This window comes from Leptonema illini DSM 21528 (assembly GCF_000243335.1).
In the GTDB taxonomy this organism is placed as follows: domain Bacteria; phylum Spirochaetota; class Leptospiria; order Leptospirales; family Leptonemataceae; genus Leptonema; species Leptonema illini.
Genome location: NZ_JH597773.1, coordinates 2,924,997 through 2,950,016, shown reverse-complemented (window position 1 = coordinate 2,950,016; position 25,020 = coordinate 2,924,997). Strand labels below are relative to the sequence as shown.

General features: G+C 54.2%; 18 protein-coding genes, 2 tRNA genes, 2 rRNA genes and 1 pseudogene. 11 read left to right on the top strand and 12 right to left on the bottom strand.

What is annotated here, in order from left to right; translation table 11 throughout:
* Window position 1: 1 nt before the first annotated feature.
* On the top strand, window positions 2–1,294 hold the full coding sequence (locus LEPIL_RS13415; protein WP_040918827.1) for a DUF1501 domain-containing protein: 1,293 nt from the start codon (window positions 2–4) through the stop codon (window positions 1,292–1,294).
* Between the two features lie 7 nt (window positions 1,295–1,301).
* Here the strand turns inward: LEPIL_RS13415 and LEPIL_RS13410 are convergent, their stop codons facing one another.
* Window positions 1,302–3,764 carry a penicillin acylase family protein gene (locus LEPIL_RS13410; RefSeq protein WP_002773116.1) on the bottom strand — a complete coding sequence of 821 codons (2,463 nt, stop codon included), beginning with the start codon at window positions 3,762–3,764 and terminating at the stop codon, window positions 1,302–1,304.
* A gap of 52 nt (window positions 3,765–3,816) precedes the next feature.
* Entirely contained in the window at window positions 3,817–4,611 is a 795-nt protein-coding gene (locus LEPIL_RS13405) for an HAD family hydrolase (RefSeq protein ID WP_002773114.1), read from the bottom strand.
* A 230-nt stretch (window positions 4,612–4,841) separates the two neighbouring features.
* Between LEPIL_RS13405 and LEPIL_RS22215 the strand changes: the two genes are divergently transcribed.
* The 4 genes from LEPIL_RS22215 to LEPIL_RS13385 all read left to right on the top strand — a co-directional run bounded on the left by LEPIL_RS22215 (window position 4,842) and on the right by LEPIL_RS13385 (window position 9,119).
* The gene (locus LEPIL_RS22215; RefSeq protein WP_002773111.1) at window positions 4,842–7,580 is read left to right on the top strand and encodes a SpoIIE family protein phosphatase; all 2,739 of its coding nucleotides are present in this window, start codon (window positions 4,842–4,844) and stop codon (window positions 7,578–7,580) included.
* A 65-nt stretch (window positions 7,581–7,645) separates the two neighbouring features.
* A tRNA-Thr gene (locus tag LEPIL_RS13395) sits at window positions 7,646–7,718 on the top strand.
* A 7-nt stretch (window positions 7,719–7,725) separates the two neighbouring features.
* Window positions 7,726–7,810: transfer RNA gene (locus LEPIL_RS13390), tRNA-Tyr, on the top strand.
* 94 nt (window positions 7,811–7,904) lie between these two features.
* On the top strand, window positions 7,905–9,119 hold the full coding sequence (locus LEPIL_RS13385) for a 6-phosphofructokinase (protein WP_002773109.1): 1,215 nt from the start codon (window positions 7,905–7,907) through the stop codon (window positions 9,117–9,119).
* On the opposite strand, the gene LEPIL_RS13380 is transcribed toward LEPIL_RS13385, so the two are convergent.
* The 5 genes and pseudogenes from LEPIL_RS13380 to LEPIL_RS13365 all read right to left on the bottom strand — a co-directional run bounded on the left by LEPIL_RS13380 (window position 9,091) and on the right by LEPIL_RS13365 (window position 14,338).
* Window positions 9,091–9,813, bottom strand: a complete 723-nt coding sequence (locus tag LEPIL_RS13380; protein WP_002773107.1) for an ABC transporter ATP-binding protein — start codon at window positions 9,811–9,813, stop codon at window positions 9,091–9,093. The genes LEPIL_RS13385 and LEPIL_RS13380 overlap by 29 nt on opposite strands.
* A gap of 1 nt (window position 9,814) precedes the next feature.
* Window positions 9,815–11,146, bottom strand: a complete 1,332-nt coding sequence (gene ccmI / locus LEPIL_RS13375) for a c-type cytochrome biogenesis protein CcmI (protein ID WP_002773105.1) — start codon at window positions 11,144–11,146, stop codon at window positions 9,815–9,817.
* The gene (locus tag LEPIL_RS23505; protein WP_002773104.1) at window positions 11,143–11,292 is read right to left on the bottom strand and encodes a hypothetical protein; all 150 of its coding nucleotides are present in this window, start codon (window positions 11,290–11,292) and stop codon (window positions 11,143–11,145) included. Before LEPIL_RS23505 ends, ccmI begins: the two co-directional genes overlap by 4 nt.
* Before the next feature lie 809 nt (window positions 11,293–12,101).
* Window positions 12,102–13,871: pseudogene (locus LEPIL_RS13370) on the bottom strand (heme lyase CcmF/NrfE family subunit); the annotation flags it as partial.
* 11 nt (window positions 13,872–13,882) lie between these two features.
* Complete coding sequence (locus LEPIL_RS13365) at window positions 13,883–14,338, bottom strand: cytochrome c maturation protein CcmE domain-containing protein (protein ID WP_052608328.1); 456 nt, start codon at window positions 14,336–14,338, stop codon at window positions 13,883–13,885.
* Window positions 14,339–14,542: 204 nt separating this feature from the next.
* Between LEPIL_RS13365 and LEPIL_RS23010 the strand changes: the two genes are divergently transcribed.
* Entirely contained in the window at window positions 14,543–15,175 is a 633-nt protein-coding gene (locus tag LEPIL_RS23010) for a LysM peptidoglycan-binding domain-containing protein (protein WP_078123390.1), read from the top strand.
* A gap of 195 nt (window positions 15,176–15,370) precedes the next feature.
* Here the strand turns inward: LEPIL_RS23010 and LEPIL_RS13350 are convergent, their stop codons facing one another.
* Window positions 15,371–16,576, bottom strand: a complete 1,206-nt coding sequence (locus LEPIL_RS13350; RefSeq protein ID WP_002773095.1) for an acyltransferase family protein — start codon at window positions 16,574–16,576, stop codon at window positions 15,371–15,373.
* Between the two features lie 118 nt (window positions 16,577–16,694).
* Here LEPIL_RS13350 and LEPIL_RS13345 point away from each other — a divergent pair, with 118 nt between their 5' ends.
* Window positions 16,695–18,203: a hypothetical protein gene (locus LEPIL_RS13345; RefSeq protein ID WP_143464705.1), complete on the top strand. Its 1,509-nt coding sequence runs from the start codon at window positions 16,695–16,697 to the stop codon at window positions 18,201–18,203.
* Between the two features lie 62 nt (window positions 18,204–18,265).
* Here the strand turns inward: LEPIL_RS13345 and LEPIL_RS13340 are convergent, their stop codons facing one another.
* From LEPIL_RS13340 to rrf (LEPIL_RS13325), 4 genes are all read right to left on the bottom strand, one after another.
* A complete protein-coding gene (locus LEPIL_RS13340) occupies window positions 18,266–19,870 on the bottom strand; it encodes an LA_3751/LA_3752 family putative glycosyltransferase (protein WP_002773092.1) in 1,605 nt (534 codons plus the stop codon).
* 81 nt (window positions 19,871–19,951) lie between these two features.
* Window positions 19,952–20,068 (bottom strand): 5S ribosomal RNA (gene rrf / locus LEPIL_RS13335).
* A 177-nt stretch (window positions 20,069–20,245) separates the two neighbouring features.
* A complete protein-coding gene (locus LEPIL_RS13330) occupies window positions 20,246–21,265 on the bottom strand; it encodes a hypothetical protein (protein WP_002773090.1) in 1,020 nt (339 codons plus the stop codon).
* Between the two features lie 188 nt (window positions 21,266–21,453).
* Window positions 21,454–21,570, bottom strand: a 5S ribosomal RNA gene (rrf, locus tag LEPIL_RS13325).
* A 228-nt stretch (window positions 21,571–21,798) separates the two neighbouring features.
* Here rrf (LEPIL_RS13325) and LEPIL_RS13315 point away from each other — a divergent pair.
* The 4 genes from LEPIL_RS13315 (at window position 21,799) to LEPIL_RS13300 (ending at window position 25,020) form a co-directional block, all read left to right on the top strand.
* Window positions 21,799–22,539 (top strand): SDR family NAD(P)-dependent oxidoreductase, encoded by a 741-nt coding sequence (locus LEPIL_RS13315; RefSeq protein ID WP_040920332.1) that lies wholly within the window; start codon window positions 21,799–21,801, stop codon window positions 22,537–22,539.
* Window positions 22,540–22,611: 72 nt separating this feature from the next.
* A complete protein-coding gene (locus tag LEPIL_RS13310) occupies window positions 22,612–23,583 on the top strand; it encodes an aldose 1-epimerase (protein ID WP_157135076.1) in 972 nt (323 codons plus the stop codon).
* Between the two features lie 84 nt (window positions 23,584–23,667).
* Complete coding sequence (locus LEPIL_RS13305; protein WP_002773084.1) at window positions 23,668–24,150, top strand: DUF1564 family protein; 483 nt, start codon at window positions 23,668–23,670, stop codon at window positions 24,148–24,150.
* An 84-nt stretch (window positions 24,151–24,234) separates the two neighbouring features.
* Complete coding sequence (locus tag LEPIL_RS13300; protein WP_040920331.1) at window positions 24,235–25,020, top strand: MlaE family ABC transporter permease; 786 nt, start codon at window positions 24,235–24,237, stop codon at window positions 25,018–25,020.

Below are 25,020 nucleotides of genomic sequence, written 5' to 3'. Positions count from 1 at the left end.
TATGAAACGCAGCAACGATTCATCACATAAAGGGTTATCACGAAGAGACTTCCTTGTAAGGGGAGGGGCCGCTATGGCCGCCCTCTTCGGGACGAAGATCCATCCTCTGCAGGCCGAAGGAAACAGTGCCGATCAGCTAACGCTGCCGGGCGGCGTCAAATCCGTCGTCTTTCTGAACATGATGGGAGGCATGAGTCACGTCGATACCTTTGATCCGAAAAAGACGTCGATGTTTCGTTCGGTTCCGTCAAGCATTCCGGGCGTCAGCGTCGGCGAGCCCTTCGCACGAACGGCAAGGGAGCTGCATCGCGTTAATCTAATCCGAACGGTTAACTCTGATGTCGGCGACCATGACGGGGCCCAGCATCTTCTGCATACGTCGCACAAGCGCATCGCCGGTTTCAACGACATCCCTTCGTTTGGCGCCGTGATCGCCTTCGCGAAGCAGAGTAAGGGAACTTACTTTCCCGAGCATATTACGATCGGCGGCAAAGGCGGATTGGTCGGCGAGGGCGGATTTCTCGGCAACCGCTTCGCTTCCTTTCACGTTTCGAACCTTGATCGGCCGGTGTCGAATCTGAAACCGGCATGGGGATCGGTCGATTCGGCCCGCATGATGCGTCGCGAGATGCTGCTTGATCTGATCAACGGGGATTTTTCTGCACGAGTCCAGGGAGCCAATGTTGCGGTCTACGAGCAGCTACAGAAATCGGCCCTTGATTTTATGAATTCCGATCGTCTGTCGGTGTTTGAGCTGCAGAGCGAGCCCGAAGCGGTGCGCAAGCGTTACGGTGAAACGATGACCGGCAAGGCGCTTCTGCTCGCCCGTCGACTTGCTGCCGTCGAAGTCCCCTTCATCGAAATCAGCATCGGCGGATGGGATACGCATGATAATAACCGCGATCGCATCGCTAAGATCGCCTCGGAGCTTGATCCCGCACTTGCAACGTTTCTCGCCGATATGGATTCGTCGGGCCTTCTGAAGCAGACGCTTTTCGTTTTATCGAGCGAATTCGGTCGCACACCCGATGTTTCGTCTAACGGGGATGGACGCGATCATTATCCGAAAGTGTGGACGACGCTGATCGGCGGCGGATCGCTGGGGCGCGGACGCGTGATCGGACAGACCGATGAAAAAGGCGAGCGTCCGGTCAAGGACGCCGTCTCCGTTCCCGAGCAGATGGCGACGATCTATGCTGCGGCCGGTCTGAAAGGCGACGCCGTCCTTACGACATCGTTTGGACGGCCGTTTCAACTCGTGTCGAAGGCAAAGCCCGTTCAGGCACTGTTCTGAGGTACGATCAGGGGCGAAGCGTCAGCGTATGGCGCATCTCTTCTTTTGCCTTCTCTACGTTCAGGATCATTGGACGATAGTCGCCTCGCAAGAAGTCCTGTACCTGATCGTCGAAGTACGGGCTCATGAAGTTACCCGAGTTTCCCGAAGGCAGAATGGAAACGGCCTCTTCGGGATTCGAAAAATCGATCAGCCTTCGCGTCGATGGCGTGGAGCTGACGACGTAATCATGCTTGCCGAAACTCGATTTCATTCGGTTCACAAAATGAGCCTCGGCCGGCGCCGGATGAGGACCGATATTAAAGATCAGGTTCAACGGCTTCTTTGACCCGAGCGGATGTTTGTAGACGATCTGATGCAGCTCGCCCCATCGCCAGGAGTCGATGCCGCCCATGCGATCCGTGAGTTCATCGACGGCGGCGATAAAGGCGGTCTGTACGATCTCTTTGCGCGTTTCTTTCTTTTCCGTCGTCACGTCGTCCCAATAAGCCGAGCCGTCGTTGCTGATGACATTTTTCAAGAACGACCAGTAGTCCATCGAGTCGGCATAGACCTCGAATCGCTCCGGCCCCAGCTCGTCCATGACGAGGCCTTTCAGTATGTGATAGAGCGTTACGTGATAGATCGTCGCACCGATAGAGTCGATACGGGCGTTGCGATCCCAATTCAGCAGCTCATCGAGTGCACGACTCTGCTTTTCGTCAAGCGTCGCTCTGTCGATAAGAGCCTTGATCTGCTCTTGAAATGCGGCGCCTGCCTGTGCATGTACGTCCGTCTGCACCGCTTTCAGCGACTCAAGATCCCATTTCTCGCGAGCCGAAAGCAGTTCCGTTAACCGTGCCGCACGATCGGTCGGAGCCCAGTATCCTTCAAGATCACGAATCGGCCCGACCGGTGCAGAGGTCGACTTGTTGTTCGCCGTGACGATAATACCCGACGGCGGATTGATCAGTTTAGGATTCAGGGCAAAGGGTAAGAAGGCCGTAATCTCGTCGCGCCCTGAAGCTCCGTCAAGCACCTCACGGCTGTGGATGTGCGGCGGGCGGATTGGTAATCGTCCGACGGCCCACCAGGCGATGTTGCCGGCGTTGTCGGCATAGGAGATGTTGAGCCCGGGTGCGGCAAGCAGGGCAAGGCTGGATTCGAATTCCTGCATCGAACGGGCATGCAACATGGCATGCGTGAAGCGAATGATCGGATTCGGCTGTTGATCGATGATCCACCACATAGCCAGTGGAGGCCCTTCGTAGCCTTTCAGGTAATCGCTGATAATCGGACCGTGCGCCGTTATGCGTATGGTTAACTCTTCATCGGCCGCTCCTTTGACTCTGATCTTTTCATTAATCGTCGTCACAGGTACATACTGACCGCGATACATCACAAGCGACGGATCATCGGCGTGAAACGTCTCACGGTAGAGATCGATGTCGTCGTTCTCAAACATCGTTAATCCCCAGGCGCGCTCTCGATTATGACCGAGCAGCGGAAAAGGAAAGATGGGAATATAATATCCGTAGTTCTCAAAGCCGTCATATTTAATATGAGCCTCATACCAGACGGCGGGATTGGAAAGGCTGATATGCGGATCGTTGGCAAGCAGAGCCGCCCCCGATGCCGATCTGGACGGGGCGATCACCCAGGAGTTGCTTCCGTGGAACGAAGGAATCAGGGCATCGAGCGAATCTTCAGAGAAGAGAAGCGAGGCGAGCGATAGAGAGTCCGGTATCGATAACTTAGATGTGAGCGGCGATGCAAGAACAGGGCTTTCTGGACGGGCTTTGCCACCCGGGTTATACGTCACCTGATTCTCGATAATGGTCACCGGTCGTTCGCCCGTGTAGCCGGGGAAGAGCTCGCGCAGATTACGGTCAGGATACTTCTCTTTCAGCAGACTGAATAGCGAGTCGGTCGTATGCCCGTGAGCGAACGAGAACGACATATAGGCCATCATGGACATGACGTCGATGCGCGTGAAAGGCCGGGCATTGGCTCCGATCAACGTGTATTCTACGGGTAACTTCTGTGTGGCGATGAAATGATTTACGCCGGCTAAATAGGCGTCAAGCAGCGCGAGCGCCCGCTGCGAGGCCGGCGATTGTTCTTCGGCAAGCAACTGCTTCTCGGCGATGCGCTTATAGCCGAACGTCCGGAACTGGCGATCGATCTTCACGAGAGATGGACCGAGGATCTCGGCCAGCTCACCCTGTGCAAGGCGGCGCTGTAGCTCCATCTGAAACAGACGATCCTGGGCGACGGTAAAGCCGAGGGCGAAGTAGGCGTCTTCCGCCGTGCGCGCCTCGATATGAGGAACGCCGTAGCGATCACGTCGGATAACGACCTCCGATTTCAAAGGCGCCTGGATAGCTCCGTCGATTTCAGGCAGGCGGCTACTTGCAAGCCACCAGCCCGATGCGACGGCAAGGATGAGCGCCGTCGCGATGACGGCTGCAATCTTACGGATCTTTCTCATACACTCTTCCTGAATCTGCGGCCATGCAGATCGTTATTTTTTTTGAATGCAATCAATCCGGATAAAGACCGAGCAGTTGCTTTATCGAATGATAGATCTTACCTGAGCGGCTGTGATACGGCCGGATCGGATGAAAGACCGTCCATCCTTTCGCGCGACCTTCGTCGATCAGCGATTGCTTCTCGGGATGTACAAGGCGCGCATGTTCCGTCAGTCGAAGCATGGGCAGGTCGGCATCGCTGTCAGAGTACGACCATGAGTCCACAAGCACGGCTGCGTCGGGATAGTTCGGGCGTGAGGGTTTATGGGGCGGCGTAGTGCGCAGAAGAATCTGAACGGCCGACGGCAGAATATCCATCATCTGCTCGATCTTCGCGTAGCGCTTATTGTTCTTGCCGTCGATGCGGCCGATAAGCGGAAAACGATCGGGCAGAACGACGGGAGTTCCGTATACATGATCGAAGCCCAGTTCTTCACCGATATACTTCGCGTAGAAAAATGGAGAGGCAGTGTTGAGTACGGTGATGCGTCCCTCTTTGCGGTGACGATCGACCTCGGCGCGGATCTCAGGATAGATGCGCGGCAATACGCTTCGTCGCACAAAATCCTGAGCGGCCGACTCTATGTATTCGCGACGCAATCCGAAGAGGAAGCTGAGGAAGAAGCGTTTGAGGCCTTTTGATCCGACCAGCTTCAGGGCGACAAGCGGCAGGATCGGAGCGAAGACGAAAATGAACAGGATGCGGGCGCGGTGTCGGCGCAGGATGTAATTGCAGAAAAGAAGCAAGGTGTCTTGCGGGATGAGCGTGTAGTCGAGATCGAAAAGGGCATAGCGCTTTGAGGGCATATTCGAGGCTCGCGGCGGCGTTTTTCGGGTCAAGATCAAAATCTGAGCGAGGTTCAGATGCGCATACAGTCGGCCAGATCGTGAAAGACACGTTTTGACCGTTTCGTAGCCCCTTCCGTAAAGCGCTTTTATGATTTTTTTGAATGCGACGGTAGGTATGATGGTCCGAAAATAAAAAAGATTGATAAAAACTACGTAGTTTATATTGTCTGCGAAAAACGGAAAAATTCATGTTCCTGACGAAATTGAAGCGATGGACGATCAAGGGGGTGGCGTTAGTTCAGGGGATCTCCATTCGCCGCAAGGCGATGGCCACCTTCAGCATCGGTTTTTTTACCCTTACCGTAATCCTGGTCGAATACATGTACATGGCGACGCGCGACTCCGCCGTGCAGCGACTTGAATACATGGTGCAGATGACGACAACGAACGCCTATAACGAGATCACGGCCTCCTTCGAGCGCGTCGACCGCAAGGAAATCACGACCGAAAAAGCCCTTGATGAGATCCGCAACCGTATTGCGGGTCCGCTCTCTGAAATCGTGTTGCGTACGCGCAGCGGTGGAGACAATGAAGCGCAGTTTCGAAAGATGATCGGCCTTCTGGACGCGAAAGCGCTGAACGGCATAGATCTGCGATCGGGGCGGCAGAAAGAAGGGACTCCACTTGAATTCTTTACGGGCGAAGGAAAGGGGCGACGGATCATTGCAGTAGTAGAAGAAGAAGGGGAGGCCATCCGGTTTCGCGTTAAAGACGCTGAGCTCGTACGAAAGCTGTACGCAGGCTACTACGACCTTTCTCCGGAACGCAAGAATTTGTTTCGCGACGTCTTTCAGATTCGCATCATACGGGATTTATCGGGAAGCTCCATCAAGATCGGCACCGACGGCTATGTATATGCGCTCCGAATGTACACGCCCGGCTGGTTGATCCCCGGAACCAAATACCCCGACGATTATACGCGCGAATCCATCATGCACCGCTATGATACGCACTTTGCCGGCACAAGCCTGAAGGGCGAGGCGCTGGAACGGTACACTGAAAAATACGGACGAAACGGCGAAGCGAATCTGAAACTCATCACGGCTGACGTAACGGAAGAACACAAACCTCCGCGCGGATTGATCGCCGACGTGCACCCGTATCAGGAAGATCAGGACCTCGACAACTCCGAGTACGACGGTATACGAGTCGTTCGTAACATAATATTACGTAAAGAGGGGCATTATCGCTACGCATGGAAGAACCCGGGAGAAAAGAAACCGCGCTACAAAGTCGTCTATATGAAGACCTTCGAGCATCCGTCATTGCCGGCCACCTGGGTCGTCGCCTGCGGAGCTTACGAAGACGATGCTCTTGCTCAGGTGGAGCGTCTTCGCGTGAATATTTACATCATTGCCGGCGCCGTATCGCTTATCATGGCGGCGACGGTTATCGTATTTTTGCGTATGAACATCATGGATCCGCTGGAGTCGCTGCATGAGGCGATCACCGAGGTGAATGCAGGTAAGCTCGATACGCATATCAGGCGATCGTTCAACGATGAGATCGGCTATATCGCAAAGAGCTTTAACAAGATGTTGCGCAACATCCGGCGCAGTAATCTGAAGCTACAGGAATATGCGGCGAACCTTGAGCAGCGAGTGAGCGAGCGCACACAGGAACTGGAAAATACCCTTGCGACGGTTCAGGATCTGAAAACAAGACAGGACGGCGACTATTACCTCACCTCTCTGCTGCTCAAGCCGCTCGGCGCCAATCACACCGAAAGCGAAACCGTCGACATCGATTTCTTAATCAAACAGAAGAAGCAGTTCGTCTTTCGTAAATGGGAGGGCGAAATCGGCGGAGACCTCTGCATCGCCCGGTCCATCCGACTGAAAGAGCGGGATTACACCGTCTTTATGAACGCCGATGCAATGGGCAAGTCGATCCAGGGAGCCGGTGGCGCCCTGGTCATCGGATCGGTATTCGGTTCGATTCTCGAACGAACGGTGTCGGCCTTCGTGTTCAAGGATTATTATCCGGAGCGCTGGCTGAAGAACACGTTTATGGAGCTGCGCAAGATCTTTGAGTCGTTCAACGGAGCGATGGGAGCCTCGATCGTTATCGGTCTTGTTGAAGATGCGACGGGTATGGTGTACTACATCAACGCCGAGCATCCGTTTGGCGTTCTCTATCGCAAAGGAAAGGCAAGCTTCATCGAAACCGAGACCAGGCTGAAACGGCTGGGCGTCGATGATCCCGACGACGTGCTTGCCATTCAAACGATGCAGATGCGAGCGGGCGATATGCTCTTCTTCGGCTCCGATGGGAAGGACGATATCCGCTTCGATGCGGCGGATTCGCTTGCCATGAATGAAGACGAGACGCTTTTCCTTAGAACCGTCGAGAAGTGCAAGGGCGACCTCGATGCCATTTACGAAGAGGTAAACGGAATGGGAGAGCTCACCGATGACCTCTCGCTTCTTCGTATTACCTACCGACCTGCCGTCGATCAGGAGTCGCGACATCGCATCGTCTCTCTTCTCGATTCTGCACGAAAGGCTCAAGAGGCCGACGATACACAGGGAATGCTCGACAGTTACCTGTCGGTCTTGCAGATCGAGCCGACGCATCGCAAGGCGCTTTCAGAGCTGATCAATTATCATCTGAAGCGCGAAGAATACGATATGGTCCTGAAATACGGCGAGTCATATATTGAAGCGAATCCGGCCAACCTTGAGATCCTCTATTTGCTTGCTTACGCGTATCGCAAGAAGCGTCAGTACAGTCGAGCCATCGACCTCGGAGAACGTGTGTATCTGCGTGAGCCCGGTCAGTTGAAGAATCTGCTCAACCTGGCCTACTGTCATTCCAGGGCCGGTAACATGGCGAGAGCTGAGTATTTCATCGAAAAGGTCTTCGCCCTTGATCCGCAGAATCAATCGGCGCAGCGCCTTGTCGAACTGCTGTCGAAGCCGCAGTAGTCCGATTGTGCATACCGAAAACGGTTGACGCCAGAGAGGGCCTGCGTACAAGGGGCACAGTAGTAGCTGCCTTAGCTCAGTCGGTAGAGCAGCTGATTTGTAATCAGCAGGTCGTGGGTTCGAGGCCTACAGGCAGCAAGCGAATGGGTAGGTGGCCGAGCGGCTAATGGCACCAGACTGTAAATCTGGCACTCGAGAGGGTTACGGAGGTTCGAATCCTCCCCTGCCCACATCTCTCAAATTGTTTAAGAATTGAAAGGCTCCGTGAGGGGCCTTTTCTTTTTCTGCTTGTAAGCACGGCGATGCTCATAGCATCATCCCGCTATGGCAATCAAGAACATCGGTATCATCACATCGGGCGGCGACTGCGGCGGTCTGAACGCCGTGATTCGCGGCATCGCCCTTACGGCACAGAATAGAGGCCTGAAGTCTTTTATCATCCCCAATGGTTATGCGGGGCTTTATAATCTCGTCACCTTCGATCGCATCACCGAGCTCACGCAGGATCGCATCGAGCAGATCGACATCTGCGCGGCAGGCTCAGAGGCCGGGAACTCTCGCGTGAAAGTTTCAAAGATTCAAGACGAGCATAAATACGAGCGCATTCGTGACGGACTCAAGAAATTCAACATCGACGCCCTGCTCATCGCCGGCGGCGACGATACAGGCTCTGTCGTTGCCGATCTGAGCGAACAGGGAATCAAGTGCATTCATATTCCCAAAACGATGGATCTCGACCTGATGACCTACTCGGTCGGCGGTGATAGCACCATTCAGCGTATCGCCGAGTTTGCACGTGATCTGCGGACCACAGGCAGAACGCATAACCGCGTCATCGTCATGGAAGTCTTCGGTCGCTATGCAGGCCATACGGCCTTCCGCGGCGGCGTCGCGGCCGGCGCCGATGCGGTGCTCGTTCCCGAGATTCCCGTTGATTTTGATTTTCTCTATAAGTTCGTTCGTGACCGTCTTTTTGATCGCATCGGTAAAAGCGACGTGCATGCCGGCACGGTTATGATCGTCGTCGCAGAAGGCCTGCGCGACGCTTCGGGTAACGAGCTGGTCGACCCGAATGCGCCGCTTGATTCGTTCGGCCATAAGAAGCTGATGGGAGCGGGCCGTTACGTCGTAAAACAGATCGAAGATCGCATCAAGAAAGATCCCGAGATTCGTGAATTCATGAAGCGCACGGGCCAGTTCGTCGACGGTGTGTACGAGATTCCCGAGGTGCGTGAGCTTCGTCCAGGCCACCTTGTGCGCTGCGGCTTCACCACGCCCGTCGATGCCTGCTTCGGCCTCGAAGTCGGCGCCGGCGCCGTGCACCTTGCCCTTGAAGGCACCTTTGGCGTAACCGTCGCCGGTTCGCGCAACGGCATGGTGCAGTATATGGATATCAAAGACGCCATCCAGCAGCGCTTCATCGACGAAGGCGACGTGAAGGTCTATGAATCGCTTGGCCTCTGCTTCGGCCGTCCGATGGATGCGCACGTGGCGATGAAAGGCGAGAAGATCAGCGGACGACCGCATCGTCCGTACTGAGAAGCGAACGCAGATGCCGTCGTGCGGCATCTGTGTATCGGTTCCGTTCGATGTCGGCGACAAGCCGACCGTCTTTGATGAAAAGATAGCGGTCGGCGACGTCGAGAAAGGGAGCGTCGTCATGCGTGATGATAAGGGCGGATGCGCGGCGTTCGCGAACCGGGCGCAGAAGTTCGATCAATCTTTTGATGCCTTCCTGATCAAGTCCCGTTAACGGCTCGTCAAGAAAGAGCATATCGGGATCATGCAGCAGGCAGCGCGCAAGCCCCAGCCTCTGTCGCATTCCGCGTGAGAAGATACGAGCCGCATCATTGGCTCGACGTTCCAGTCCGACGGCGGCAAGCAACGCACGCAGCCTCTCTTCTGTCGGGCGGACCGTGCAGTGGAAGTCGGCGAAGAATTTTAGATTCTCAAGGGCGCTCAGATCATACATCAGTCCGGGTTCGTGGCCCAGATACGCGCAGCGAGAGAGGAAGCGATTATGCGCCTCGATGCCGCGAATCTCTTCGCCGTGAAAGAAAAGCCGGGCGCCGGCCGGACGGTTATGTGAAAGGATAGCCTCGACAAGCGACGTTTTACCGGCTCCGTTCGGTCCCATCACACAGACGATCTCGCCGTCTTTCAGCTCGATGTCGATCTCATGAAGGACCGTATGATGCCCGTAGGCCCGACTGAGCTTTTCGAGCCGCAGCATCTTATTTCTCGTCGCGCGTCAGTCGGAACTTCGATCCCGTGAGAATGGAGAGAAAGAGCAGCAGAATGGTCAGACCGAGAAGCACTCCGATGCCGCTTTTCCAGGGGTGATCGAAGATCGGATTTTCGTCCGATGCCATCGGATTCTCAAACCAGATGCCGCCGGCCTTGAATTCGTAGATCACTTCATCTTCGTCGTATACGACCTGCATGGCCTTGCCAAGATTCGGGATGTCAAGCTCCGTTCCATTGCCTCCCGTGATTGCGGGGATGGCATCGGCCGGTCGCCAGATCAGCACGCGAAAGAAGGGCCGGCCGTCGCCGCGGTTCACGAGCAGATCCTTCGTGAAATCGACGCGGTCTTTGAAGATATGCGTATCGGTGACGAAACGTATGGACAGCTCAGACATACCGGGACGTAGCGCCCGCTTGAGCCGGATGCCGCCAGTTACGGTCTCGGGTTCGAGAGTGACGGGCATACCGCCCGACTGATGGGCGACGCTGACGCGCAGCTCTTTTGCGTCGGCGGGCACGGGAAAGGTCAGATCAGATATGTCGAAAGAGCGCCCCGGCTTTGAGTTGTTGTTGATGGCATATACAAGAGTGACGTCGAGGCCTTCTCGCAGCCTGGAGATCTGCAATCCGGAATGGAACTCGATATCGTCGATGCGAGCTCCGCGTTCGTAGACGGTGAGGTCCGTTTGCAGCGCTTCCTGTCCGGGCCTTTCAACGGGTGGGATCACCGATATGAAGCTATCGCCCGCATAGGTCGCCCGCACAAGCAGCGGCGCTCCGGCCTGTTCGATCGGTGTGAAGCGAAAATTCGGCCCGGCCGCTTTTAGCGTTTCGACGACCTGCATGCCTTCCTGGATCTTCAGAAGCTCAAGCTGCTCTACGCGAGCCGGCTGTCCGGTTGTTCCGTTGATGATGCGGCCTTCGACGGCGACTGGAGCTGCATGAAGCGCCGGTGCCAGTGCCATGCCGGCGAAGAGAAAGAGCAATGCTACGGGCGTTCGAGTGCGTCCATCGGTTTTGCCAGCATCCGCACTTTCGGCATCGGCACGAGCGGCGCCGACGACGGCATCAAGCTCTTCGCGAAGCGGGCGGATCAATTCTGCATGTTCCTCGGCGCTGAGCTTGCCGCTATCGCGATCGAGATCGAGGTCGGCGATGCGGCGCAGCAGAAACTCTTCGCGCGTCTGGCGTTCTTTCTTCTTCGTGATGCCTGTGCGATAGAAGTCGTTACCCGAGCTATCTCGAAGAACGGGCCAGAAGAGAAAGGCGATAAGAATAAGGATGGCAATAACGCTGAGAATACCGATCAGTTGAGTCATGTATGGTTTCCGGAATCTCCGGCAGAATCGTTCTTCGATTGTGTCTCTGAATCAAGGCCGCCGAAAGGATCTTTCTTTTTTAGGAATCGAAGACCGGCGAGAACGCCGGTCAGAATAAACAGGAAGATGACGATCCAGAGGACCATCAATACCGCTCTCCCGTCACGGGCTTTCCTGCCGTAGCCTTCTCAGCGGCCTCTTCAATCACATCCTCTTCGCGTTTTTCACCGAACGGAAGAAGAATGAGAAGGCCGGCAAAGAAGAAAAGCGTCGTGCCCAGCCAGATGAATTTCACAAGAGGATTCACCCAGTATTCGAGGTCGGCGACGATAGACGGAGGGAAGAGCATCTCGTAGCCGCGCGGATCGCGCTTGAGTTCATACAGGTAGAACTCATACATCGCGGCCAGATCGGGGTTCCGGTTGCGCATCGGATCGTAGATGGCGCCGAGCTGAATATAGAGGTCTTCAGACCAGCTCGACTTCATATCGGGCTCCGATGTGGCCATGCGAGCGCTGATGCCGTTCTGGTCTTTCTGTACCTCACCCGTGTACGGATAAATCTGCGGATAGAAGCGCCGCTCCGTCGTCATGCGCCCGTCGGGAATAAAGCCCGAGGTGAACTTGATCAGACGGTCGCCGAGCGGCGCCGGCTTGTTGGCGAAGGCGAAAGGATCGCTTCCGTCAGAAGGATATACGGGCAAAAGATCGCGCGGATTGATGCGGTAATGCGCCTCCTGCGATACGGTCATATCGCCCGGATTCTCGGGATTGCCATGTGGCTCGAAATGAGGTCGCAGAAAGAGCTCGCGGGCCTCGATGATGTAATTATCGAGATAGGCCTTGTCGCCCGAATAATAGTACACGTAAGGAGCGCCTTCGGGCACATCCATGCGATAGTAGTGGAATTGCAGGCGTCCGGTCGTCTTGAAGGCGCCGCCCGAATAACCGATGAAGAGAAAGACGACGGAGAGGTGAATCAGATACCCGCCGTAGCGCCTCTTGTTCAGCAGTAGGAGCTGCACGAAGGCGCGGCCGAAAGATTCGCCCAGCCTTGCCCGTCGCGACTTGATGCCGCGATGGTATTCCTGCATGATGCCGACGATTAAGAAGACGCCGCAGCCGACGGTCAGCACCGAGAAGATCTCGGCGAGGATCTGCGGCCCCCAGGGGCTGTTGTTTTCTCCGTCAAAAGACGTAAAGAACAGACCGTAAAGTGATCCGTAGAGGATCGTCGCAGCGATGCCGGCCAGAAGCGGAATGCGCAGCGTGCGGGCGTAGATGACGTCGGCCGATTTACGCCATGCAAGCAGCGGAGAGGCTCCCATCAGAAAGAGAACGATCAGACCGATCGGAACCATCAGCTTGTTGTAAGTCGTCGGCTTCCATTCGGCCTTGAAGCATTGCAGGCCGCCGTTGAACGAACAATCCAGCGGCACAAGCGGAGAGAAAACTCCCACAAGGATGATGACCACCGAGATCAGCATCAAGAAGTTGTTGAGCAGCATGCTTCCTTCTTTGGAAGTTACGGATTGCAGCTGATCGTCGGGGCGCAGCACCTTGCGCTTGAAGAAAAGGAAGCGCAAGAAGTAGACATAGCTGGCGCCGATGAAAATAATCATCGGCGGTCCGATGGCCGATTCGGCAAAGGAGTGCGGGCCCTGCAGCACGCCCGAGCGCGTTATCCACGTGCCGAGCAGGCAGAAGTGATAGGTAGACGTGATCAGGAAGAGGTTCCAGAAGCGCAGCATGCCCCGGTGATGCTGCACGATGAGCGAATGCAGGAATGCCGTAGCCAGCAGGAACGGCATCAGCGAGGCGTTCTCGACCGGGTCCCAGGCCCAGTAGCCGCCCCATCCCAGCTCTTCATAGGCCCACTTACTGCCGAGCAGGATGCCGAAACCGAGGAAGAACCAGGAGAACAGGCCCCAGCGACGGAAGATCGCAAGCAGATCGTCCTTCATGTTGCCCGACATCACGGCGGCGGCAAAGACGGCAAAGGGAATGGCAAAGGAAACGTAGCCGACATAGAGGATGGGCGGATGAATGATCATCGCCCAGTGAAGCAGAAGCGGATTGAGTCCGCGTCCGCTTGTCATCGGCATGGCAAACGTGCGGAACGGCTGAGCGTCATCGAAGAAGACAAGCAGCATGATAAAAAGCAGCTGCAACACGCCCAGAATAAGGAAGAGCAGGGGCAGACGGTTATACAGCCGGAATCTCGTCTGGTAAAGGATGATGGCAGTGAAAAGCGTCAGAAGAAAATACCAGAAAAGCAGCGAACCGCTTGCGCCGGCCCAGGCCGACGTCATGCGATAGAAGATCGACAGCGTCGACGACGAATGCATGACGACGTACTGGTTCGTCATATCGTTCAGCATCAGAGCGCTGACAAGAAGCAGCATGGCAAGGCTGGCAAGGCCCGTATTCACATAGAGGGATTGACGGGATAGCTCAAGGGCCAGGCCTCCGTTACGAATACCGGTAAGTGAAAGAAAGAAGCGGCGTAAAGGCACCCAGATAGAGAGCAGGAAGCGGTAATAGCGCACCGAAATGGCCCGGCGTCCCGTATTGCCCATGCGCAGATCGATCACTTCGAGCACCATGGAGCGAATCAGATTGCGGACGCTGCGCAGCGGTAACCCGACGGTGGCCATGATGATCGAGAAGATGATCGTGGCGCCGGAAAGGACAAGGGTGATCGCACCCAGCTCGTTGAGGTTCATGCTCTCTCCACTCAGGGGCTTTTATTTTTTTTGTAGTCGTTATACTCAAGAGAAATAGACGCCGGATGCGCCTTGCCTTCGGCATATTCGGCATCGTATTTTGAGGCGCACTTCGCCTCGACGCGGGTCGATACAAGCTGGCCGTTCTCCAGATGTCCGTCGGCGCGCACGGGAGCGGCATCGGCGAACGTATCGGGCAGCTGAGTGCGACCGGTAAAGAAGACAGGCAGCTCTTTGCCGTTATGTTCGATGACAAAGCTGGCCTGGTTGGCCGTGCGAACGATGGAGCCGGGCTTCACAAAACCGCGAACACGAAGCTCACGGTCCTGATAACGTTGCGGATCGCTCGCAATCATGTCGGCATCGGCGATGACGACGGATTCCTGAATGAGCGAGCCCGAGAAGAGGTAAAGACCGCCGAGTCCGGCAAGGATGAGGACCAGGGTCAGAGCAAGCTTCCGATTCACAATCCCATAAAAATGTAGAAACGGCGCAGGGCAACTGATAATCGCCGCGCAATCAAGGCACCGGTTCACTCTGAGAATCACATACAGGAAGCATTCCCCCTTTCCAGGCCGGCGTTATGAAAAAAAATTTCTTCCGGAGCGCATTCTTATCAAAACAGAGGGAAAAATTCTTGAATCCGGCGAATCGTTTACAGAATGGGCAACATGGCCACCAAGAAATCCGCCAAAAAGTCAGCCAAGAAAGCTGCAAAGAAGACTGCTAAAAAGGCAGTCAAAAAGTCGACTAAAAAGGCTGCGAAGAAGACCAGCTCGTCGACCCGTAGCCTTGAGGCCCTGCAAACATCCGTATTTGACTCTGAAGTTTCAAATAGATACGAAGACAGCGACATCTACAGCTCATCGATGCGCGACGACAACGTATCCTATGCATCTTCTGCATCGGAAGAGCAGGGTGGAGAATCTTCTCGCTTCCGCATGATCGGCATTGCCGTCCTTGCCATCGTTCTGATCGTCGGGTTCTACCTGATCAAGGGACAGTGTGGTAAAGATAAGGCTCCGACGAAGCCGGCTATCAGCGAGCCTGCAAAGCCGCAGCAAGAACCTGCGAAACCCGAGCAGGCAAAGCCAGAGCAGGAACCCGCCAAACCCGAGCAAGCTAAGCCAGAACAGGAAAAGCCTGCTTCCGCTGAGACGACCTACACCGTTGTCGCAGGGGATTTGCTCAGCAAAATCGCTCAGAAAACCGGAGTACCGGCTGCTGATATCCAGAAGGCAAACCCGAAGGTTCAGTGGAATAAAATCCGTCCGGGTGATGTTCTTAAGATTCCTGCGAAGTAATTCAAAGGAACTGTTAAAACAGACTGAGAAGGTCGGCCTCAAAAGCCGGCCTTTTCTTTTGTCCAGAGGCCAGCCTTGAGGTCAGGGTGATCAGGGGGCTGGCTTTGTCGTCGGGCGCAACGGACAGCTGCGGGCGATCCGCCTGTCCGTTCTCGGTCTCATTGCGCTAAGACGGTTACGAGCGTTCAGGCTGGTTCAAGCAGCCGCTCTACGGGCCTTCAACATATCGGTATACCGATCCTTCCAGATCATAAACGGTCGTTCGGCTACAAGATGGAAGAGATAGGCGAAGAAGAAGATCACCAGCCCGATTGGAATGAACCAGAGGAAGATGTGGTAGTAGTGAAGCTCGCCGCCGCCAAAGATCTTACGAGAGAGCGGGATCATCACTACGATATGAATGATATAGGCGCAGTAAGAGAGTTTGGCCGCGGGAATAAACCATTTCCATGAAAGGACACGGTTCACCCATCCGCCTTCGGGAATGGAAAGGATCATAATTAAGGCCGAAAGAATCGAGAACACCGGAAACCGAACGACCATGCCTTCAATTGTCGGCAGATACTCGAAAACGAAGATCGAGTAGGCAAAAAAGAGGATGACGGACGCACCCAGCAATGCGGACTTCAGAGCCGGTCTGTCGTAGACATAGTCAACCCAGTGCCTGCGGAATTGATAAATGTAAGCTGTGATGATTCCGATGATGACGGAGTCGATGTGCCCGTGAAATGGAAAATAGATCCAGGCCTGATACGGACCGGAAGGGTGCGGTTGCGCCGCTATGGCAGGCAGAATGTACAATCTGTAAGCCATCGGCAACAGTACAAGCACCCAGAGTGACGGAAGCTGGAAACGCTCTGGAATGCGGTGGAATACGAGCATCAGGAAGAGCGGGAAGATCATGTAAAACTGTTCTTCGAGGGAAAGGGACCAGCCGTGAAACAGAGTTCCTGGATAGTAGTTGCTGATATAGGTAAGGTCGAAAACGATTCGCCAGCGAGTCGACATGAGCATCTCGCCGAACTCCCCTCCGCCTCTGGCGAAAAAGGGAATGATCAGGAAGAACTGAAGCGCAAGAAAGATGTAATAGGGCGGAAATATACGTAAAGACCTTTTTATATAGAAGGCCTTCAGGTTGATCGTTCCCGATTTACGCAGCTCTTTTAAAAGCGGACCGGCAATGAGAAAGCCGCTCAGAACGAAAAACATGTCGATAGAGGCCGAACCGTTATGCAGGAAAGTGCTGAGGAAAAAGTTCTTCTCGATAATCTGCGCCTCATAATTGCGAAACAGATGCACATAATAGAGCATAAAGATCGCCACGCCGCGAAAGCCGGTCAACGCCGGAATCTCGCCCGGCGAGCGTATAAAGACGGAGTTCAAGTATTCGCGAACGGTCATGGGTTTTCCTGGACGGTAAAGCACAGCGATACGGAATCAGGTGTCAATGAAAAAAGGGGAGTATGAACGGAGCGCGAAGTGCTTGCCTGCTCTGACGTTTTGTTTTCGATTGAGTCCGGTGTTCCGTTTCAGTCTCAGTCGCCAGGCAGGCGTTCTTTTTTTGCTGTTTTTCAGCGCTCCGCTTTTCGCGCGTATGCCCGACGCCGTTTCAGGAGAGGCGCCGCGAGACTACTTTCAGTTTCTGTTCCTTTACGAATCGACATATACGCCGGGACAGAAAGAGTTCATGATTCATCCGCTTTACGGGCGATATCGTAACGACGAGCGTGCTTACAAGCACTCGGGCGTTCTGTATCCCGTTTATTACAGCGCCGGGACGAACTACTGGAACTATCGCACGTTTCTTTATCTCTTCACGTTTGAGAACAAATACCACGAAGATGAAAAGCGGGACGATGAGTATCTGCTCGCTCCGCTTTTCTACTGGGGCAGCGGCGACACAGAAAAAGAACAGTACTTCAGCATCTTCCCGTTCTATGGAACGATCAAAGACAAGCTGGCCTGGTCTGAGATCAGCTTCGTCATGTTCCCGCTGTATTCGTCATGGTCTTACAAGGACTATAAGGCCCGCTCGCTACTGTGGCCTCTGATTATGTGGGGCGGCACGCCCGAAGATGAGAATGGCTTTAAGAAGCGAAGCGATCTCAGGATCTTCCCGTTCTATTCCAGTAAAGTGCATTCCGGTAAGTACAATCACAAGACCGTACTCTGGCCCTTCTTTCAATGGGGGGCTGATGATCTCGACAAAAAGGATCCCCGTCATTTCTATTTTTTCTTCCCGTTTTATGCTCAGAAGCGATCAGAATCGGGTACAATGCAGTCTTACAGTATTCTATGGCCTTTTACGCTTTTCGCCTGGGGATTCGATGAGCGGCGTAACACCACGGAATACAGAGCGCTCTGGTTTCTCTTCCAGAATATGAAAAGCGGCGATCCGCATATTCGCAAGCTTGTCATATTTCCGTTTTATGCGCATTACCGTTTCGGCGATAAAGAGGAAAAATATTATAATGAGATGAACTTTTACCTCATTCTTCTCGGGAATCTACGCACGAAATCCGCCATCGTAGAATCATCTTACGATTTCTTTATTCCGTTCTATTATCGCCATCATCGCTATTATCCACAGGAGAGAGAAGAGGTATGGCAGTGGAAACTCTGGCCTCTTGCAAGCGGCTACCGACAGTCCGACGGAGCGAACGGGTGGCGTGTACTGGCACTGTGGCCGCTTCCCGACGACTATCTTGAGCGAACATGGGGGCCGCTCTATTCGCTGGCCGAGTGGCGTCGTGAATCAAACGACGACGTTTACTTCTCGCTATTGTTTCGATTCTTTTCTGTGTATCTGGGGGAGGATTCCAGCCGGTATTTCTTCGCCGGCTTCCATTATACGAACTCCCCCTATCTCTTCGAGGTCGGATTTCTCGGCGGCTTAATCGGCTACTCGCGAGAGACTCAGCTTGTAGACGGCACTCCTCTGCGTTTCTATCCAGGACTCTATAATCAGGGCCGGCCTGAAACGGCCGAAGATCGGCGATACCTGCATCTATTCTGGATGCGGTTTTAATCGCACGACTTCTCTGCAGACTATCGAAAGAACATCCGTACCGGTGTTTGATATGCCTTCCGCTACTGGCGCTTCGTCGCCGGTGCGAGCAGGATAACGTCGGCCTGTTTTCCCTGAATATGGACTGCGTCTGGGTAACGCTTGCGGATCAAAGCGACATCGCGCTGCGCCGATCGAATGATCATGAGAGTGGCCCGTGCAAGTTCCGAATCCTTTCCTGCAAGGTTGGCCTCGGCGCTTCGGGCGACCTGTTCGTTCAGAGTAACGATGGCGATGCTCTTCCCGTCACGCGCACTGTGCAGTCGTTTCGTGAGATCGAGTAAGCCCGCATCGGTCGATGCGATATAGCTTTCATATCGCACCGTGTCGAGACCGGCGTAATAATAGAGAGACTGGTTTGGAAAGATCCAGATATCGGCCCTAATTTTCGCGTAATCCGAATAAACCGCCTTCTGTTGAGCGGTGCCCTGCTCCTGCACTTGATGCAGTAACACAGGCAGGGGAATGGAAATGACCGTAAAGAAGAGAACGAGATACTTCGTCTTCGAAGATGGTCGCCGCTCCATCCAGTTTTTGATCAGGATGAATCCAGGAAGAACGGCAAAGATCAGATAACGCGGGCCGAATCCTCCGGCACCATCGTTTGGAACAATAAGAGGAATGACGGCCAGATAAAGAACCGTGGCAACGAGCGTAATCCGTTCAGAGAAGGAGCGACCTTCTTCTTCGCCCCGCCTCTGGAAGAAACGTAGAACAGGCAAGAAGAGAGGGATCAGAAGAAGCGGCATAAAGACAAAGAGGCCGAATTTCAGTCCTCCGCCGAAATACAGCACCATGTAGCGACGCAGAGTTTCGGCAATCCCCTGAAACTGAGTGGCCTGATTTGCAAGGAAGCGAGGGCCCAGAAAATGCCCGTAGTCGAGCTGATTCGAGGTTAGCCAGAGGAAGAGAACCGATATTGAGCCGGCCACAAAGAATCGAGCGCGCCTCATCTGATTGGCCGGGGGCTTCTGACCGCTCAGTTGAAGAAACAGAAGGGCTCCGATGACCGAGGCGCTGGCAACGATGGCCTCATGCCTGAAGAAGACGGCAAGCCCGAAAATCATCCCCGCAAGCAGATGATGGAAGTCTCCCTTCTGCCGGTATCTTTCATGCAGAGAAAGGGTATAGCCGAGGAAAGAAAGAAAAGTGGCAAGCAGGTATTCTGAGAATTCAAAGGATTGCAGCCAGAGAAAATTCCCCCAGAAGGCCATGATCAGGAGAAGGGGAGGCAATCTCCAGTACAGAAGCAGCGCCCATATTCCGAGAAGCGGGAGCAAGCTCAGCAGAGCCGATAGTTCAAGGCCATACCCGAACTGATTGTCGATCAATATAAACGGAGTGGCAAGAAACGAAAAGGCAAGCGGAAAGGCGCCCACCTTCCGGCCATCCTTCAGAACTACCGAATGGGGGATGGGATCAAAAAGCCCTTCGGAGTCGATGTCCTGCCCGGCATATACAAGCGCCTCGGATTGGAATCCGTTCTGAACAAGAGAGTGCGCCTGGTAGATCTTATTCTGTGAGTCAAAGTTGAAGCTGAACTGTCTTTGTGAACCGATCCAGGCGAAGACAATGATAATAACGGAAAGAGCGAAGATGCTGTATCGAAGGATGCCGGGTCGGTTCATGGAAGCAACCAGCAGGTTATAAAAAAGAAAAACTCCCGTAAAGGAGTTTTTCTAAGTCTATCGGTTTGCTGTATGAGTGCTGTGTGGCACCGTCCTGCTCTCCCACAGAGCGAACTCTGCAGTACCATCGGCGATGAGGGGCTTAACTTCTGTGTTCGGGATGGGAACAGGTGTATCACCCTCTCTATTGGCGCCAGCAAGAACCATGTATGGTGAGCGGTTCTTCCGGTCAAACACAATTTATATCAAGGGTGCAGAAAAAATGGGAAAATTCTCAATTAGAAAGCCCTGCCGCGGGCACCAGAAGCCGCGGCTTCAATCTCCTCGGATTAACAAAGCGCCACCCGCACGGGTGAGATTGGGGGCGCGCCGGACTTAGAGTTTTGTTACAACGCCGAAGTTGAAACCCCAGAAACCCAGCTGTCTTCGTTTTTCCGCAGAAGTCAGTTCGGCGGATGAGCTCACTTCGCTCCATGTTCCATTGGCATAGTAGAATCCTTTTGGAACGCCGTAATCGATATAGGCCAGTTGATAATAACCGCCGCCCCTGATGCCGAAAGAATCCGTGAATTTGATGATCATTCCCAGCTCCATGCTCATCAGCATACCCTGAAGGGTCGGGAAGTTGATGTAGGTGAGCTGCGGTTGCTCCGAAATGACAAAACTCGGGACGGCCGAAGCTGGAATGGATGTGTCGAGCGTATGCGAGGTTAGAGTCAGGCTACCGCCGATAAACTGAAAGTCGCCGAGCACGTAGAATCCGAAGATATCGCCTGTGGAGCTGGCTCCGAAGTTTAGCGAGAAGGCTCTATGATGAAAATCGATCGTTCCGTTACCAAAAAGCAGAGACAGGTCGGTAAAACTGCTCGTATTGGAATCGTACCTGGGCAGGCGAAAGCCCGTAGTCATATAAGGGCCTTCCTGTCTGTTCTGTTCATAGCCGATTGAAAATTCCGTAGATTCCGATGCCAGGTAATCCAGCGGACCGGCACCAAAACGGATGCCTGCCTGATACTGACGCGTTTTCGTCTTATCCTTGATGTAAGCTCCCTGGTTTCCCACCGATGTGCGGTCGTAAAAGACGTCCGCTCCGCGAGTATACGACAAACCGACAAAAAAGCTATCTGTGAACTGATGACTGTAGCGGATGCGCGGAGTATAACCAGAGCCCCCCGATTTATTCGTCTCGCTGAAGAACTCTTGCGTATTGGACGTGAGACTGTTTGCAAGACGGACGGAGCTGAGAATGGAACCGATCGTTTCAGGCCCCTGTTTCGATGTGTTTCCGTAGGTGGCGGCCACTTCAAGCAGGCGCACCAGACCGGAGTCCTCTGCAAGAAGCGAAGTGGTGGGAAGCAGGACGGCAAGCGACGCCGTTAACAGTATTTTTTTCATGACTAATCCGTCTGACGGAAAAAACCAAAATAAGGAGAACTTTTTTTACAATTCGGTTCGTGCCCCGCTTTCGAACCTGCTGAGCAGATGTCGATAGCATTCTCCGTTCGAGGGCGGTCAGGGCGGCCGTGTCAGGGCATAAAAAAACCCAGCCGAAGCGAGGGTCTTTTGATTGCTGTATGAGTGCTGTGTGGCACCGTCCTGCTCTCCCACAGAGCGAACTCTGCAGTACCATCGGCGATGAGGGGCTTAACTTCTGTGTTCGGGATGGGAACAGGTGTATCACCCTCTCTATTGGCGCCAGCAAGAACCATGTATGGTGAGCGGTTCTTCCGGTCAAACACAATTTATATCAAGGGCATAGAAAAAATGGGAAAAATTGAAAAAATAGAAAAAATAGAAAATGGGAAAATCCGGAAAAAGAGAAAAATGCCACGGCGGCGTGCTGCTTTTCTCCGGATGGACGCGGGCAACCTTTACGTACGAAAACAGTTGCCGTATACGAAGGCCTCTTTAGAATCCGGGCAATGAATATGAAAGATGCGTTCTCTTTTCAGGATCGCGTGATCCTCATTACCGGCGCCAGCCGCGGTATCGGACGGGCCATGGCCGAAGGCTTTCGTGATGCAGGCGCCATCGTCTATGGAACGGGCACCCGCGAAGACTCCATCGCATGGATGCAGGACAACGGCGTAAACGGTCGGCTGCTTGACGTTGCCTCGCATGATCAGGCCGCTCCTCTTATCAAGGAAATCGTCGAGAGACATGGGCGACTGCACTGCCTCATCAACAATGCCGGTATTTCTTCGACGACTCCGGCATCTCATTATAAAGAGGAAGAGATGCAACAGATGCTCGAAACGAATTTCAAAGGAGCGATGCGTCTCTGCCAGGCCTACTACAAGGCACAGCGTCGACATGGCGGGGTGATCATCAACGTATCGTCGGTCATGGGCATCGTTGCTACCGTTCTTGCCTCGGTCTACTGCGGAACGAAGGGCGCTCTGATACAGCTTACAAAGGCGCTTGCCGTTGAATGGGCCGGAGCCGGCTTTCGCGTCAATGCGCTCTGCCCGGGATTTATCGAGACCGACATGACGTCGCATATTCAGTCGCGCGAAGGTCTGATGGGCCGCATGATCGATACCATCCCGCTCAAGCGTATCGGACGCCCCGAAGATCTGGTCGGTCCGGCGATGTTGCTTGCCTCTGATGCCTCGGCCTACATGACCGGGCAGTGTATCGTTGTCGATGGCGGCATGACGGCCATGTAGGAGAAAAGACCGGAGGGCCAGGCCCGATAGGCGGCCGCCACAGATGCAATGGACCATGATCACGCTTCAAAAATGATTACGCTTCAAACAAATCGCAGCCGGGCGTTGCTACAGCCAGAGACGGGAACCGTCCTCTCGTTTCGGGTCGATGGCCGCGAATGGCTGTGGTGCGATGAGTCGCCTGATATCTACCGTAGCAGCCGGTCTCTTGGAGGCATTCCGCTTCTTTTCCCCTGGGCGAACCGCCTGCAGTCCTGGCATACGATAACATCATCAGGCGCGCATGAGATACCGATGGAGGCGCGACGTCGTATCTGGACGGACGGCAACGGACTGCCTCTGCATGGCACCATGCTGAAGCGCGCCTGGCAGCCTTTTGAGATGCAGCGCGCAGAACGCGCCGATACGCTGCATGGGCGTCGACCCGGCAATGGATCGGATCAGGCAATCCTGTGCTTTCAGCCCGACGACCTGGATCTACGGGTTTTTCCGCTGGAATACCATCTACAGCTGGAGGTGACGCTCAGCGAAACGGCATCTGCCACGACGCTTGAAGTCGCTCTCATTATTGAAAACGGTGAGCGGCCGCTTCCGCTGGCGGCCGGCTTTCATCCGTATTTCAGGCTGGATGCGCTCTGTCATTCTACGGATGAATTGCGCCTTGAGCTTCCTCTTGCAGCTCATATAGAAACCGATGAGCGGCTGATCCCGACAGGGCAGCTTGTCGATGCAGAGCAGTTCTGGCCCGGAAAGCCTCGTCGCTGGCGTGCGCTGGATGATGGCTTTTTGCTGGTCAACGAACCGGAGCATTTTCTCGCTCTTAAGGGGCCGGTCGGTTCGCTTCGCCTGCGCTGGGGATTGGAGTTTCCTGTGGCCGTTCTCTACGCGCCCGGGCCTGACTTTATCTGTATCGAACCGATGACGGCGCCGACGAACGGCTGGCACCGGGCACACGTCGGAGGGTGGAAGCTGCGCTGGCTTGAACCCGGGGAGCAGTGTCGCCTGGGCTTTGCTCTTGAGGTTTCTGAACGCCCTCGGGCATAGGTCTCATACCGCTCACACGATAGAGATTTTCCATTTCGGCCGAAATTTTCCATCAATCTGGCCTTCTTTCGACCTACTGAGTGTATGGACGAACAGAATCGCGTGGATCGGGAGCCCTATTATCGCTCCCGCTCAACGCTGCTAATTCCAGAAGAATATTTCAAGCGGTTCTTCTGGCGGAGCCCCTATGTGAAGGTGGAGCATTGGGCCCTTGGGGCCTATCTGGGCATGCTTATGGACGATCCGCTGCTGGATTATAAGCTCAGGTTCCTTGAGAAGACCGGCAAATGGAAGAAGCAGTATCAGGAAGAAGGGCAGGGGCTTGTGCGCGTGAATTTTTATCCGGACGATCGGGACTGGGGGCGGCTGGCTGCGATTTCGAATTCTACTGGTTTCTCCCGTTGTTACATCTTCGTTTACCTGATGCTCGTTGCAATGGGGGTAATCTGTCTGGAGAATGGAGGAACTCAACCAGTCTGTGAGAAGGGCCACTGGAATCCGGTTGTGATTTGTTTCATTTCTGTCGATGCAGTCACCAGAAAGCTCGCGAGAGTATTGCAAACATAGCCTCGCATCCTCCGGCTTATAAAAGAAATACCCGTTTTCGGATTGCCTGGAGGGGCAGTCGTGTATATCGTTGTCTCGCCCTCCATGAATCATTTGAAAAAGCTCGTTCTTGTTTATCTGGTCGATCCTTTCATTGGAGCAGGCGAAACCCTGTTCCTCCTGCTGCGCACCGCTCTTGTGCTGCCACACCTTTTCTTCAAACGTCAGGAGACGCTGACGCAGATGTATCTCGCCGGATTCAAATCCCTGTTTGTCGTGAGTATCGTCGCCACCTTTACCGGCATGATTATCAGCCTGCAAACCGGGCTCGCTCTGCTGGACTTCGGTCAGCAGGATCTGATCGGACAGGTCATCGTCGTCACACTGACGCGTGAGATGTCTCCTTTCATGACGGCGCTCATTCTCAGCGCCTCTGTGGGCTCGGCGATGGCGGCCGAGATCGGCACCATGAAGGTTTCTGAAGAGATCGACGCCCTTGAGGTGATGTCGATTGATCCGATAAAATATCTCGTTCTTCCGCGCGTCATCGGCTTTACGATCATGATCCCCGTTCTTGCGAACTACGCCTCGACACTCGGCATCGTCGGCGGCAGTCTGGTCGCCAACACACAACTCGGAGTGGAATTCGATACGTATTATACGCTTGTTCTTGAGATCCTGAAAAGCAAGAACGGTTTGAAAGACATCTGGGTCGGCAACTTCAAGGCCTATATTTTCGGACTGACCATATCGGCCATTTCGTGTCATCAGGGACTCTCAGCAAAAGGCGGAGCGATCGGAGTCGGTATCGCCGTAAGGCAGGCGGTCGTACAGTCTTTTCTCTTTGTAATCATTTTCGGGTATTTCCTTTCGGCAATCTTTTACAGGTGA

Excerpts from the sequence above, each read along its gene's own strand:
- LEPIL_RS13415 (WP_040918827.1), top strand. The coding sequence starts at position 2 with ATGAAACGCAGCAACGATTCATCACATAAAGGGTTATCACGAAGAGAC.
- LEPIL_RS13410 (WP_002773116.1), bottom strand. The coding sequence starts at position 3,764 with ATGAGAAAGATCCGTAAGATTGCAGCCGTCATCGCGACGGCGCTCATC.
- LEPIL_RS13405 (WP_002773114.1), bottom strand. The coding sequence starts at position 4,611 with ATGCCCTCAAAGCGCTATGCCCTTTTCGATCTCGACTACACGCTCATC.
- LEPIL_RS22215 (WP_002773111.1), top strand. The coding sequence starts at position 4,842 with ATGTTCCTGACGAAATTGAAGCGATGGACGATCAAGGGGGTGGCGTTA.
- LEPIL_RS13385 (WP_002773109.1), top strand. The coding sequence starts at position 7,905 with ATGGCAATCAAGAACATCGGTATCATCACATCGGGCGGCGACTGCGGC.
- LEPIL_RS13380 (WP_002773107.1), bottom strand. The coding sequence starts at position 9,813 with ATGCTGCGGCTCGAAAAGCTCAGTCGGGCCTACGGGCATCATACGGTC.
- ccmI (WP_002773105.1), bottom strand. The coding sequence starts at position 11,146 with ATGACTCAACTGATCGGTATTCTCAGCGTTATTGCCATCCTTATTCTT.
- LEPIL_RS23505 (WP_002773104.1), bottom strand. The coding sequence starts at position 11,292 with ATGGTCCTCTGGATCGTCATCTTCCTGTTTATTCTGACCGGCGTTCTC.
- LEPIL_RS23010 (WP_078123390.1), top strand. The coding sequence starts at position 14,543 with ATGGCCACCAAGAAATCCGCCAAAAAGTCAGCCAAGAAAGCTGCAAAG.
- LEPIL_RS13350 (WP_002773095.1), bottom strand. The coding sequence starts at position 16,576 with ATGACCGTTCGCGAATACTTGAACTCCGTCTTTATACGCTCGCCGGGC.
- LEPIL_RS13340 (WP_002773092.1), bottom strand. The coding sequence starts at position 19,870 with ATGAACCGACCCGGCATCCTTCGATACAGCATCTTCGCTCTTTCCGTT.
- LEPIL_RS13330 (WP_002773090.1), bottom strand. The coding sequence starts at position 21,265 with ATGAAAAAAATACTGTTAACGGCGTCGCTTGCCGTCCTGCTTCCCACC.
- LEPIL_RS13315 (WP_040920332.1), top strand. The coding sequence starts at position 21,799 with ATGAAAGATGCGTTCTCTTTTCAGGATCGCGTGATCCTCATTACCGGC.
- LEPIL_RS13310 (WP_157135076.1), top strand. The coding sequence starts at position 22,612 with ATGATTACGCTTCAAACAAATCGCAGCCGGGCGTTGCTACAGCCAGAG.
- LEPIL_RS13305 (WP_002773084.1), top strand. The coding sequence starts at position 23,668 with ATGGACGAACAGAATCGCGTGGATCGGGAGCCCTATTATCGCTCCCGC.
- LEPIL_RS13300 (WP_040920331.1), top strand. The coding sequence starts at position 24,235 with ATGAATCATTTGAAAAAGCTCGTTCTTGTTTATCTGGTCGATCCTTTC.